The sequence below is a fragment of the Agrococcus citreus genome (assembly GCF_039527715.1).
In the GTDB taxonomy this organism is placed as follows: domain Bacteria; phylum Actinomycetota; class Actinomycetes; order Actinomycetales; family Microbacteriaceae; genus Agrococcus; species Agrococcus citreus.
Genome location: NZ_BAAAKK010000004.1, coordinates 101,222 through 114,161 on the forward strand (window position 1 = coordinate 101,222; position 12,940 = coordinate 114,161).

General features: G+C 72.6%; 11 protein-coding genes and 1 pseudogene. 2 read left to right on the forward strand and 10 right to left on the reverse strand.

Features of this window, described 5'->3' with window-relative positions:
• From ABD106_RS07505 to ABD106_RS07515, 3 genes are all read right to left on the reverse strand, one after another.
• A partial coding sequence (locus ABD106_RS07505) for an amidohydrolase family protein (RefSeq protein WP_343918971.1) occupies positions 1-568 on the reverse strand: 568 nt, incomplete at its 3' end.
• Between the two features lie 74 nt (positions 569-642).
• Positions 643-816, reverse strand: coding sequence for a hypothetical protein (locus tag ABD106_RS07510; RefSeq protein WP_343918973.1), 174 nt, complete (start codon positions 814-816; stop codon positions 643-645).
• A 60-nt stretch (positions 817-876) separates the two neighbouring features.
• Complete coding sequence (locus ABD106_RS07515) at positions 877-1,146, reverse strand: hypothetical protein (RefSeq protein WP_343918975.1); 270 nt, start codon at positions 1,144-1,146, stop codon at positions 877-879.
• A gap of 135 nt (positions 1,147-1,281) precedes the next feature.
• Between ABD106_RS07515 and ABD106_RS07520 the strand changes: the two genes are divergently transcribed.
• Both ABD106_RS07520 and ABD106_RS07525 read left to right on the forward strand, forming a co-directional pair.
• Entirely contained in the window at positions 1,282-2,277 is a 996-nt protein-coding gene (locus tag ABD106_RS07520) for a GlxA family transcriptional regulator (RefSeq protein ID WP_343918977.1), read from the forward strand.
• 202 nt (positions 2,278-2,479) lie between these two features.
• Positions 2,480-3,529, forward strand: coding sequence for an NAD-dependent epimerase/dehydratase family protein (locus ABD106_RS07525; protein ID WP_343918979.1), 1,050 nt, complete (start codon positions 2,480-2,482; stop codon positions 3,527-3,529).
• 28 nt (positions 3,530-3,557) lie between these two features.
• Here ABD106_RS07525 and ABD106_RS07530 read toward each other — a convergent pair whose 3' ends face one another.
• The 7 genes and pseudogenes from ABD106_RS07530 to ABD106_RS07560 all read right to left on the reverse strand — a co-directional run bounded on the left by ABD106_RS07530 (position 3,558) and on the right by ABD106_RS07560 (position 12,891).
• Positions 3,558-4,580, reverse strand: coding sequence for a hypothetical protein (locus ABD106_RS07530; protein ID WP_343918981.1), 1,023 nt, complete (start codon positions 4,578-4,580; stop codon positions 3,558-3,560).
• An 86-nt stretch (positions 4,581-4,666) separates the two neighbouring features.
• On the reverse strand, positions 4,667-6,397 hold the full coding sequence (gene treZ, locus ABD106_RS07535; RefSeq protein ID WP_343918983.1) for a malto-oligosyltrehalose trehalohydrolase: 1,731 nt from the start codon (positions 6,395-6,397) through the stop codon (positions 4,667-4,669).
• A 47-nt stretch (positions 6,398-6,444) separates the two neighbouring features.
• Positions 6,445-6,933, reverse strand: coding sequence for a hypothetical protein (locus tag ABD106_RS07540; RefSeq protein ID WP_343918985.1), 489 nt, complete (start codon positions 6,931-6,933; stop codon positions 6,445-6,447).
• Positions 6,934-6,943: 10 nt separating this feature from the next.
• Complete coding sequence (locus tag ABD106_RS07545; protein WP_343918987.1) at positions 6,944-7,321, reverse strand: hypothetical protein; 378 nt, start codon at positions 7,319-7,321, stop codon at positions 6,944-6,946.
• 280 nt (positions 7,322-7,601) lie between these two features.
• Positions 7,602-9,929: pseudogene (treY, locus tag ABD106_RS07550) on the reverse strand (malto-oligosyltrehalose synthase).
• Positions 9,930-9,997: 68 nt separating this feature from the next.
• Entirely contained in the window at positions 9,998-12,352 is a 2,355-nt protein-coding gene (gene glgX, locus ABD106_RS07555) for a glycogen debranching protein GlgX (RefSeq protein WP_343918989.1), read from the reverse strand.
• A 65-nt stretch (positions 12,353-12,417) separates the two neighbouring features.
• Positions 12,418-12,891: a YbaK/EbsC family protein gene (locus ABD106_RS07560; protein WP_343918991.1), complete on the reverse strand. Its 474-nt coding sequence runs from the start codon at positions 12,889-12,891 to the stop codon at positions 12,418-12,420.
• Positions 12,892-12,940 lie beyond the last annotated feature (49 nt).

The window sequence follows — 12,940 nt, forward strand, 5'->3', positions numbered from 1 at the left end:
CGACGCCGCGCTCGGCGGCCGCGGCGAGCGCGTCGACGACGTGACGGTCGAGCGCGTCGGGGTCGAGCATCCCCTCGATGATCGGGAGCACGTCGAACGCGGCCTCCTCGCGCAGCAGCGGCTCAGCGAGCTCGATCCCGAGCCGTCGCAGCATGGCCGAGTTCGGCCACGAGCAGTGGACGTCGCTCGAGATGATGAGCGTCGGCAGGTCGCCGGTCGCGGCGTCGAGCTGCGCGCGCGTGGGGGCGGTGGACCAGAGCCCGTCGCGCATGCCGGTGAGCACGAGCGGGTCGGTGCCGGTGTGCACCGACGCTGCGCGCGCGGCGATCGCCGCCGCCTCGTCGGCGGTCTCGGCGTCGAGCACGCTCACCCGAGTGCGGTGGCGCGCCCACTGGCCCAGGTGCGTGTGCTCGTCCCAGAGGCCCGGGACGACGGTCGCGCCCTCGAGGTCGCGCCGCTCCCCCACCGCCGGGGTCGAGCCGGCCGCGCTCACCCGCTCGATCTCGCCGTCGACGATGTCGAGGTCGGTCAGGGTCCCGTCGAGCAGTCGGGCGTTCGCGAGGCGCATGCCTCCATTGTGGGGTGGGCGCGGCACGACCGACGACGCGGCCGCCTGGGCAGCGGCCGCGTGGTGCGGGTCGGTCAGTGCGCCGGCGACCGCTGGCTCGCGGCGCGAGCGAGGTCGATCCGGGCGCGGGGGGTGCGCTGCCGCAGCAGCGCGACGATCGTGCCGACCGCGCCGGCGGCGCCGATCGTCGTGAGGAAGGTGAGCCACGTGCCGTCGAGCGGGACGCTGCTGAGCCAGGTGCCGTCCATGCGCCGATTGTGCGCCTGCGGGAGCGCGCGCGCCAGGGGTCGCTTCGGCGCTCGCGCGGCTCAGAGCCCGCCCGCCCAGAGGCGCTCGGTGCTGATGGGTGCTCGGCGCTGCGGCGTGCCAGCGCGGGCGTCGCGCTCCTCCGCGATGCGCTCCTCCACCTGCTCGCGCCCGCGCCGAGCGAGGTCGGCGGAGACGCGGTCGCGGAGCCGTGCGAGTCGCTCGGGGTCGGCGGCGACGCGCGGAGCGCGCTGTCCGATGAGGGCGTTGATCGTGCTCGAGATGGCCACGATCACGAGAGCCGTGATGACGATGATCCAGATGGTGTCCATGGCAGGAAGTCTGCGCTTGCCAAGATACAGCCACCAGTGGCAGGATAGCCAATGCTCGGCAAGATCCTGCCAGCCACGTGCGGACGGGATCGACGCGCCCGCGTCGGCCGAGGCATCCGCGCCCTGGAGGTCACCATGCTGAAGATCGCGTGCATCGTCGACGACGACGTGAGCGTGTTCGAGCTCGCTGTCGCTGCGGAGGTGTTCGGCACCGATCGCGCCGACCGCGGGGTGCCGCGCAACGACTTCCGGGTCGTGACGCCGACGCCCGGACCGATCCGGCTCGCGGGCGGGCTGGGCCTGCCGGTGATGGTCGACGAGGGGCTCGGGTTCGCCGACGAGGCCGACGTCGTGATCGTCACGCCCTACGACGAGTGCAGCATCGACGGCGAGTGCTCGCTGAGCATCGCCCGGGTGCTGCAGCGGGCCGTCGCGCGCGGTGCTCGCGTGCTGACCATGTGCACGGGTGCCTTCATCGCGGCCAGGTCGGGCGTGCTCGACGGCCGCCGCGTCGCGACGCACTGGGCGCACGCCGACCAGCTGGCCGAGCAGTTCCCGCAGCTCACGGTCGAGCGCGACGCGCTGTGGGTCGACGACGGCCCGGTCACCTCGAGCGCCGGCACCGCCGCCGCGATCGACGCGGCGCTCCACATCGTGCGGGAGCTGCAGGGCGCGCAGATCGCCGGCATCATCGCCCGATCGATGGTGGTGCCGCCGCTGCGCGACGGCGGGCAGTCGCAGTTCGCCGTGGGGCCCGTCGCGGAGCAGCGGGCCGAGACGCTCGCGCCGCTCATCGACTGGATGGTCGAGCACCTCGACGAGGAGCACTCGGTCGCGTCGCTCGCGCGCCGGGCGCGGCTCTCGGAGCGCACCTTCGCGCGCCGCTTCCGCGAGGAGCTCGGGGCGACCCCCGCGGCGTGGCTCGTGTCCCAGCGGGTGCAGCGGGCGCAGCAGCTGCTCGAGGCGACCGACCTCGCGCTCGACATCGTCGCGCAGCAGGCGGGCTTCGGCACCGCCGCGCTGCTGCGCCACCACTTCACGCGGCAGCTCGGCATCGCCCCGTCGGCCTACCGCCGCCGCTTCGCGTGTGTCGAGCCGAGCGCGATGGCGGAGGCCGCCCCCGCGGGCTGACCTGCGTCCCCGCGCTTCCGCCGGCGCTCGAGCGGTGGGTGGTCACGACACGCCGTCCTGCGGGCGGCGGGTGGTCACGACACGCCGTCCGGCGGTGCACGCGCGCGGCGTGTCGTGACCACCCCGCGCTGACCGGGGCGGGCTCAGGCGGCAGGGGTACGGTGGCGCGCATCCGTCGGGTGACGGAGGCGAGGGGGATCGCATGCGCATCGTCGTGATCGGCGCGACCGGCAACGTCGGCACCGCCCTGCTGCGGCGCCTCCAGGCAGCCCCCGAGGTCGACTCGATCGTGGGCATCTCGCGGCACGGTCCCGAGCGGCTCGGCGAGCCCTACGACCGCGTCGAGTGGCAGCACGCCGACGTCTCGCTGCCCGGCTCGACGTCGCTGCTCGAGCGGGCGATGCGCGGCGCCGATGCGGTCGTGCACCTCGCGTGGATCATCCGCCCGAACCGCGACCCGGGCCTGCTCGAGCGCACGAACGTCGAGGGCTCGCGGCGGGTGTTCGAGGCCGCGGCCGCCTCCGGGGTGCCGCACCTCGTCCATGCCTCGAGCGTCGGCGCGTACGGACGGGAGGACGAGCGGCCGCCCGGCCCCGAGCGCGCCGACGAGTCGTTCCCGCGCCACGGCGCGCCCGCATCCCACTACGGCCGGCAGAAGAGCGCGGTCGAGCGCATCCTCGACGACGTCGAGGCGGCGCACCCCGAGATGCTCGTCTCGCGCCTGCGGCCGGGGCTCATCTTCCAGGCCGAGGCCGCCCCCGAGATCCGCGACTACTTCCTCGGCGCCCTCGTGCCGCGCGTGCTGCTCCGCGCGCTGCCGCTGGTGCGCCTGCCCGTGCTGCCGTGGCCGGCCGGCATCGCCGCGCAGGTCGTGCATGCCGACGACATCGCGGATGCCTACTGGCGCGTCGTGCGCGAGCGCGCGCCGGGCGCGTTCAACGTCGCCGCCGAGCCGCCGGTGACGCCGCACTCGGTCGGGCCGCTCGTCGGCGCGACCCGGCAGCTGCCGATCCCCGTGCCGCTCGTGCGGGCGCTCGTCGCGATCTCCTACCGGCTGCGCCTGCAGCCGACCGACCCCGGGTGGGTCGACATGGCGCTGCTGACGCCCGTGATGGGCACCGACCGCATCCGGGCCCTCGGGTGGGAGCCGCGGCACTCCGCGACGGACACGCTGCGCGAGCTCGTCCACCGGCTCGGCGCCCGGGGCGGGCTCGGCAACGCGCTGCACCGCTCGCGCAGCCCGCTCGAGTGAGCCGGGTCCCTCGACGCGGGCGCGTGGCTCAGCCCAGCGAGCTCCAGCCCTCGGGCATGTAGCCCTCCGGCTGCAGCACGAAGCGCCCGATCGGCGTCGCGGGCCGCTTCTGGATCTTCGCGACCGAGGAGCGCAGCTCCTTGAACGGCTTGCCGTAGACCGTCACCTCGCGGCTGCCCTCGAACTCCTGGTCGGGGCGCTCGCGCGGGATCGTCAGCACCCGTCCCGCCGCCCATGCGGGCTCGTTCGGCATCACCGGCTGCAGCTCGATCTCGCGCTTCTCAGGGAACAGGAACCCGCCGAACGCGACCGGGTCGCGGCCGTCGACGGGCGTGAGCCAGCGCATCCACTGCCCGGGGTCGAAGTCGGGCAGCGGCCGCGGCGACCGGGCCTCGATCGCACGGCGCGTGCCGACGAGCCACCGCTCGTACTCGCGGTCGTCGTCGCCGTCGGGCACGTACAGCTGCAGGTCGAGCAGCGCGTCGTCGCGCTCGAGCACGTGCGGCTCGATCTCGAGCGAGTCGGCGCGGAACGCGCCGTACACCCACGGGTGCAGCGCCTTGCCGAAGCGGGTCGCCGCCTCGAGGACGAGGCCGCCCGACTCCTCGTCGCGCTCAGCCTCGACCCGGAAGGCGCTGCCCTGCGCGTCGAGCGCCCAGAGCCCGTACGGGTTGACGGGCTGCTCGCCCTCGCGCGTGGCGGGCGGCGCCTGCGGCTGGAAGAGCTCGGCGTGCGAGGCGATGAGCAGGTCGCGCTCGTCGGACTCCCACTCGTCGTCGAGCGTCGTGTCGCGGCGCACCTCCGCGCTCCTCGGCTCGGGCTCGACGTCGATCTCGACGATCCAGGCGCCGCGCTCGTCGAGGTCGACGACCTGCTTCACGAGCGTCGAGTAGATGCCGGGCGGCAGCTCGCCAGACCCCTCCGGGACGAGCACGTACGTGCGCGCGAGCCCGGTGGGCGGATTCGAGAGGGCGATCTCGACGATCGGCCCGCGCCGGGTCTCGAGGAAGCCGTGGAAGGGGAAGTCGAGCTCGCCGACGGTCTGCGTCACGCCTCCACGCTAGCCGTTCTTCTCGACCGGCCGGCTGGTCCTGCGAGGGCAGCATCCCCTCGCGCTGCCGACTGGCCGGTCGAGATTCAGGCGAGGAGGGCGCCGCTGCCGGGCGGGAGGGTGAGCGCGTCGGCGAGCGCGACATCCGGATGCGTCTGGAAGCGCAGGTCGCGCCGGGTCACCGGCACGGTCTGCGGCTCGGTGCCGAGGTTGAGGACGATCTCGACAGCGTCGGCCATACCGGCGCGACGCGTCAGCCGCAGCACCCGGGTCTGCTCATCGGCCTCGACGGCGTTCCGCGAGTAGTGCGGGTCGGTGAGCGCCTCGAGCTCGCGCCGCAGCGCCCCGAGCTGCCGGTAGCCCTCGAGCACGCGCGCGTGCCGCTCGCCGCGCAGCTCGTCCCAGTCGAGCTTCGAGCGCTCGAACGTCGCCGGGTCCTGCGGGTCGGGCACGACCTCCGGGTCCCAGCCCATCTGCTCGAACTCGGCGAGCCTGCCCTCGGCCGTCGCCTTCCCGAGCTCGGGCTCCGGGTGCGAGGTGAAGAACTGGAACGGCGTCGACGCCGCCCACTCCTCGCCCTGGAAGAGCATGGGCGTGAACGGGCCGCCGTAGAGCAGCAGCGCCGCGCACAGCAGCTGCGACTCGTCGAGCACGCCCGTGATGCGATCGCCGGTCGCGCGGTTGCCGATCTGGTCGTGGTTCTGCGCGCTCACGACGAGCCGCCACGACAGCGAGCGGTCGGTGTCGATCGGATGCCCGTGGTCGCGACCGCGGAACGACGAGTACGTGCCGTCGTGGAAGAAGCCGCGCTCGATCGCCTTCGCGAGCGCACCGATCGGCTCGAAGTCGGCGTAGTAGCCCTCGGTCTCGCCGGTGAGGGCGACGTGCACGCCGTGGTGGAAGTCGTCCGACCACTGCCCGTCGAGGCCGTAGCCGCCGCCCTCGCGCGGAGTGATGAGCTTGGGGTCGTTGAGGTCGCTCTCGGCGATGAGCTCGAGCGGCCGGCCGAGGTGCGCCGCGAGCGCGTCGGTCTCGATCGCCATCTCCTCGAGGATGTGCAGGTCGCTCGCGTCGACGAGTGCGTGCACCGCGTCGAGCCGCAGCGCGTCGACGTGCATGGTCTCGAACCAGTACCGCACGTTGTCGAGGATGTAGCGGCGCACCTCGCGCTCGGCGAGGTTGACGTGGTCGCCCCACGTGGAGCGGCCCTCGCTCGACAGGTACGGGCCGAACAGCGGCAGGTAGTTGCCCGAGGGTCCGAGGTGGTTGTAGACGACGTCCTGCACGACCGCGAGGCCCGCGGCGTGAGCGGCGTCGACGAAGCGCTGGTAGGCATCCGGCCCGCCGTAGAGCTCGTGCACCGCGAACCACGCGACGCCGTCGTAGCCCCAGTTGTGGGTGCCGTTGAAGCCGTTCACCGGCAGCAGCTCGACGTGCGTGACGCCGAGCGCGACGAGGTGGTCGAGCCGCTCGGCCGCCGCGTCGAGGGTGCCCTCGGGCGTGAAGGTGCCGAGGTGCAGCTCGTAGAGCACGCCGCCCGCGAAGGGGCGACCGGTCCAGTCGGCGTCCTGCCAGTCGTGGGCGGATGCGTCCCACACGCGCGAGCGCTCGTGCACACCCTGCGGCTGCCGGGTCGAGCGCGGGTCGGGCCGGACGCCCAAGTCGTCGTCGATCTGGAAGCCGTAGTCGCCGACCGGCGCGAGCGCGTGCCACCAGCCGCCCTCGCCCGCCGACATCTCGACGGACTCGTCACCGGCGACCACGCGCATCCGCGTCGCGTTCGGTGCCCAGACCCGGTACTCGTGCAGCTCGCTCATGTCCCCCATGCTCGCATCGGCTGCCTCGGAGCCGAGTGGGAGTGCGGTCAGCGTTGCGGCGCGGGAACGGTTCGCGGCACCGATGGCGTGCGGCGCGAGCGATACCAGGCGTTCGCCGCCGGGAGGAACAGCAGCACCACCCCGATGATCGAGAGCACCGACCCCGGATGCAGCGGCAGATCGGCGGTGACGGAGCTGACCGCACCGATCGCCGCGAGCACCGCCAGCACGCCGAGCAGGATCCGCGCCCAGTTGCGGCCCTTCGCGGCGAAGACGAGCACGATGCTCTGCACCGCGACGAGGGCTCCCGGGAGCACCGCGATGAGGGTCACCACGCCGAGCGCCCCGGGCAAGGGGATGCCGTCCATGACGGCGAGCGCGAGCAGGCGGATCAGCGGAATCGCCAGCGCGACGACGGCGAGCGCGATGGCGATCCACTGCAGGGCGAGACCACACACGACGACGACGGGCCGCCGCTCGTGCTGGCTGCGCTGCGATGGTGCCGGCGCGGCCGCCTGCGCGTGTCCGCCCGTCATGCGCGACTCGTCAGCGCTGACCGGAGCGGGCCCGGTACCAGGCCGTGGCGTCGGGCATGAAGAGCAGCGCGACGCTGAGGATCGAGATCGCCGAGCCGAAGTTGAGGCCCTGCCCGGTCGCGAGCGAGAGCACGATGCCGAGGATCGCGATCGCCGCGAGCGCGATGCGCGCCCAGTTGCGGCCCTTCGTCGCGAACACGAGGACGACCACCTGGATCGCGAGCATGATGGCGGCGACGGCGAGCATGATCCCGACGAAGCCGGCGACGGCAGCGTCGCCCGAGCCGGCGACCGCGAGCAGGCCGATGAGACCGAGGATGAGCGCGAAGGCACCGAACGCGACGCCCACCCACTGGATGCCGAGACCCCACTTGACGACGCCGGGCATCGCGCCCGAGTGCGCGCCCGGACCTGGCTGGTCGTATCGACCCGGCTCGCCGTACTGCGCGGGCTGGGCGTACTGCGCCGGTGGCGTGTAGTGCGCCGGCTGGGCAGGCTGCTCGTAGCCGCCCGACTGCCCGGGCTGCTACGGCTGACCGTACGCGGGCTGCTGCCCGTGCTGCTGCGGGTCGGACGAGGACGGCTGGTTCGGCTGCATGGGTGCAGGCTATGCGCCCGCTGTGCGCAAAGCCTGGCGGCCTGCTGGGAATGCGCCGGCCCAGCCGACCTCAGTCGGCGAGGGTGAGCAGTGCGACGGGCGCGGTGCCGAGCAGCTCGGCGAGCGAGACCTCGCCGCCGTCGACCTCGGCGCCCGTGAGCAGCTCGCGCCAGCGGCCCTCCGGCAGCTGGATGCGCGTGTCACCCCAGCCGCCGCGAGCCGCGAGGCCGATGGGCAGCCGGGTCGCGACCGCGACCGCTCCCCCGCGGTCGAACGCGACGACGTGCTCGGCGGCCGAGCCGCTCGCGAGCACCGGCTCGTAGCCCTCGAAGCGCTCGGGGTGCGCGCGGCGGAGGCGGAGCGCCTCGCGCACGAGCCGGGTCTTCGCGACCTCGAGGTCCCACTCGCCCGACAGCGGCTCCGCGGCCGCCGTCCGCAGCGCATCCATGCGCGCCCAGTCGACGGGCCTGCGGTTGTCGGGGTCGACGAGCGACTGCTCCAGCGCCTCCGAGCCCTGGTAGACGTCGGGGAAGCCCGGGATCGCGAGGTTCAGCAGCTTCGCCGCGAGCACGTTCGAGCGGAAGCCCTGCTCGGTCTCGGCGAGGAAAGCCTCGATGTCGCCCGAAGCGGGCGCAGCCGTCACGTTCCGCACGAGCTCGGCGAGGTTCGCCTCGAACTCCTCGTCGGGCGCCGTCCAGTGCGTGATGTCGTCGGCCTCGCGAGAGGCCTTCTCCATGTAGGCGAGCAGCCGGTCCTCGCTCGCCGGCCAGGCGCCGACGACCGCCTGCAGCAGCAGGTTCGCGAAGGCCCGGCCCTGGTTGGGCGCGAAGACGAGCAGCCGGTCGAGCAGCGCGTCCCAGCGCTCGGGCACCTCGGCGATCGTCGTGATGCGGGCACGCACGTCCTCGCCGCGCTTCGTGTCGTGCGTCGAGAGGGCGTTCATCGCGTGCGGCCACTCCGCCTGCCGGCCCGCCATGAACTGGTGGAAGTCGGGCACCGAGACCGAGAACACGTCCGGGTCGCCGCCGACCTCGTTGAGGCTCGTGAGCCGCGAGTAGCGGTAGAAGGCCGTGTCCTCGACGCCCTTCGCCATCACCATGCCGCTCGTCTGCTGGAACCGCAGCGCCGCATCCTGGCGGGCGTTGCCGAGCACCGGCAGCAGCGCGTCGATCGTCTCGGCGAGGTCGGGCCGGTAGTGCTTGGCGCGCTCGGCGGCGTGCCCGAGGTGCTCGAGCCCGTCGGGCAGGTACGAGCGGTAGACCGGGAAGCACGCGAGCAGCTCGGCGATCGCGTCGGCGGCGTCGGCCGGCGCGCCCTGCGAGCCCCACGCATCCGACGCCCGCACCTCGCGCTAGAGCCGCAGCACCTCGGCGCGCAGGATCCCGTCGGCGATGGCCCGCTTCGTGCCGCGGATCATGTCGGTCCAGTCGACGCGCTCGCCCTGCAGCCGCGCGTCGATCGCGTCGAGCGCCTCGACGGCGGATGCGTCGGTCAGCACCCGGTCGATCGCGCCGAGCGTGTCGTAGCCGGTCGTGCCGGCGGTCGCCCAGCGCGGCAGCTCCTCACCCGGCTCGAGGATCTTCTCGACGAGCACGAAGGCGCCGCCGGTCAGGCGGTCGAGGTCGTCGAGGTAGCGGGCCGGGTCGCGCAGGCCGTCCGGGTGGTCGACGCGCAGGCCCTGCACGAGCCGCTCGTCGAACCAGCGGGCGATCTCCGTGTGGGTGGCGTCGAAGACCTCGGGCAGCTCGACGCGCACCGCCGCGAGCGTCGTCACCGCGAAGAAGCGACGGTAGTTGAGCTGGTCGTTGCCCTGCTTCCAGTGGCCGAGCCGGTAGTGCTGGCGCTCGAGCACCTCCTGCGCCGTGCCCTCGCCCGTGCCGGGCGCGACGGGGAGCCGCGTGTCCCAGTAGCGCAGCAGGGGGCCGTCGGCACCATCGGCGTCGAGCTCGAGGTGTGCGACCGTGCCGTCCTCCGACCAGTCGTCGTCGCCGACGATCGGCAGCAGCAGCTTGCCGCCGCCCGCCTCCCAGTCGATGTCGAACGCATCCGCGATGGGGCTCTCCCGGCCCTCGCGCAGCAGCGTCCACCACCAGTCGTTGTGCTCGGGCACCGCGACGCCCATGTGGTTCGGCACGATGTCGACGAGCACACCCATGCCGAGTCGCCGCGCCTCGGCGGCCACGGCATCGAGCCCGGCCTCGCCGCCCCTGGCGGGGTCGACGCGCTCGTGCGAGATGACGTCGTAGCCGTGGTTCGAGCCGTGCTCCGCCTCGAGGATGGGCGAGAGGTAGACCCAGTCCACGCCGAGGTCGCTGAGCGCCTCGAGCCGCGCGGCGGCATCGAAGAGCGTGAACTCCTCGCTGATCTGCAGTCGGTAGGTGCTCTGCGGCGCGTGCACGGGTCTCCTCGTCGCGGTCAGTGCTGGGTGTCGGTCAGTGCTGGGTGTCGGTCAGTGCTCGGTGTCGGTCAGTGCTCGGTGTCGGATGCGTCGGACTCGTCGGAGCCGTCGGATGCCGCGGGCACGATGCCGTCGATGCCAGGCTCGACCGGCTGGCCGGGTGCGGCGAGCGGCGTGGTCGCGTGGAGCGGCCGGCCCTCGTGCTGCGTCTGCTCGAGCGTCGTCACCGGTCCGGGTGCCGAGGTGCCGGTCGCGGCGGCGACGGAGGCGGCGACGGAGAAGTCCTGGTCGACCGGCGCGATGTGCTCGCGGAGCACCGCGAGCGAGCGGGGCGCGAGACGCGCGACCTCACCGGCGCGGATGGCGCCCTCGACCGCCTCGACCGCACCCGTGTCGATGAGCACATCCCACGACTCGGCGTACTCGGCGGGCGGAATGGTGATCTCCCGCTCCTCCTCCGAGGCGTTCGTGTAGATGAGGAAGTGGTTGTCGATGATCCGCTCGCCGCGAGCGCCCCAACCGGCGATGCCGTTGCCGTTGAGGTACATGCCGAGCGTCTTCTCGGCCTCCGCGGCGTGCCAGTCGCCGGGCTCCATCGGGGTCGCGTCGGTGCGCAGCCACACGATGTCGTTCAGGCGCTCGCCGTCGCCGGTGCGGACCGTGTTGCCGTGGAAGAAGCGCTTGCGGCGGAACGTCGGGTGGTCGTGGCGCAGCTTCGCGATCGCCGCCGTGAACTCGATGAGCGGCTGGTCGATGCTCGACCAGTCGATCCAGCTGATCTCGGAGTCCTGTGCGTAGGTGTTGTTGTTGCCGTGCTGGGTGCGGCCGAGCTCGTCGCCGTGCAGCACCATCGGCACGCCCTGGCTCAGCAGCAGGGTCGCGAGGAAGTTGCGCTGCTGTCGCGCGCGCACCGACTGGATGTCTGGGTCGTCGGTGGGGCCCTCGACGCCGTAGTTGTAGGAGCGGTTGTGGCTCTCGCCGTCGTTGCCGTCCTCGCCGTTCGCGTCGTTGTGCTTCTCGTTGTAGCTCACGAGGTCGCGGAGCGTGAAGCCGTCGTGCGCGGTGACGAAGTTGATGGAGGCGACGGGGCGGCGGCCCGAGTGCTCGTAGAGGTCGGCGGAGCCGGAGAGACGGCTCGCGAACTCGCCGAGCGCCGTCGGCTCGCCGCGCCAGAAGTCGCGGACCTCGTCGCGGTACTTGCCGTTCCACTCGGTCCACTGCGGCGGGAAGTTGCCCACCTGGTAGCCGCCGGGGCCGATGTCCCACGGCTCGGCGATGAGCTTCACCTGGCTGATCACCGGGTCCTGCTGCACCATCTCGAAGAAGGTGGACAGCTTGTCGACGTCGTAGAACTCGCGAGCGAGCGCCGAGGCGAGGTCGAAGCGGAAGCCGTCGACATGCATCTCGGTGACCCAGTAGCGCAGCGAGTCCATGATCATCTGCAGCGAGTGCGGGTGGGCGACGTTGAGGCTGTTGCCCGTGCCGGTGTAGTCCATGTAGAACTGCTCGTCGCCCTCGACGACGCGGTAGTACGCGCGGTTGTCGATGCCGCGCCAGCTCAGCGTCGGGCCCATGTGGTTGCCCTCGGCGGTGTGGTTGTAGACCACGTCGAGGATGACCTCGATGCCGGCGGCGTGCATGGCCTTGACCATGCCCTTGAACTCCTGCACCTGCTGGCCGCCGCCCGCGCTCGCGTACTCGGCGTGCGGGGCGAAGAAGCTCAGCGTGTTGTAGCCCCAGTAGTTGCGGAGCCCCTTCTCGACCAGTGTCGCGTCGTGCACGAACTGGTGCACCGGCATGAGCTCGATCGCGGTGACGCCGATCTTCTGCAGGTGGGCGATGATCGACGGATGCGCGAGGCCCGCGTAGGTGCCGCGCAGCTCCTCCGGCAGGTCGGGGTGCGTCTGGGTGAGCCCCTTGACGTGCGCCTCGTAGATGATCGTCTCGTTGTAGGGCGTGCGCGGGTAGCGGTCGCCCGTCCAGTCGAAGAACGGGTTGATGACGACGCCCTTGGCCATGAAGGGTGCCGAGTCGTCCTCGTTGAAGCTCAGCGGGTCGCCGAAGTTGTAGCTGTGGAGCGGCTGGCCCCACTCGATCGTGCCGCTGGTCGCCTTGGCGTATGGGTCGAGCAGCAGCTTCGCGGGGTTGTGCCGCAGGCCCTGCTCGGGGTCGTACGGGCCGTGCACGCGGTAGCCGTAGCGCTGACCCGGCTGGACGGAGGGCAGGTAGGCGTGCCAGACGTAGCCGTCGACCTCGGTGAGCTCGACCCTCGTCTCGACGTCGTCATCATCGAACAGGCAGAGCTCGACTCGCTCCGCGGACTCGGTGAAGAGGGCGAAGTTCGTGCCGTTGCCATCGAAGGTGGCGCCGAGCGGGTAGGCCTCGCCGGGCCAGACCTGGAGTGCGGGAGCGGTATCAGTCACTCTGCTGAGTGTAGGCGGGGCGTGTACCCCGTGCCTGGGAGCGAGCGTGAAGGGCTCTGCGTGGGTCAGTCGCCGACGACGCGCGGCTCGCCGCCGGTGATCCGCAGCAGCTCGTCGTAGCTGAGCATGAAGACGGTGTCTGCGGTGCCGGCCGCGGCAGAGAGTTGCTCGTAGTCGGCGAGCGCGACGTCGACGATCGTGCGGATGGGCGCCGGGTGCCCGAGCGGGGCGACGCCGCCGATCACCTGCCCGGTCGCGGCGCGGACCTGTTCGGGCGTCGCGCGCTCGATTGCGCCCTCGCCGAGCTGCGCCGCGAGCGCCGCCGTGTCGACGCGGTGGCGACCCGACGTCATGACGAGCAGCGGCGCATCCGCCATCCAGAAGATGAGCGAGTTGGCGATCGCACCGACCTCGATGCCGAGCGCGGCGGCGGCGGCCTTCGCGGTGTGCGTGCCCTCGTCGAACCGGATGACCTCGCGGTCGATGCCCAGCTCACGGAGCTGCTGCTGGATGTGCTCGGCCCTCGTCGGAAGCGTCATGTCCCCATCCTGCCCTCCGCGAGCCAGCCTGACCGCACGGCTGGGGCTC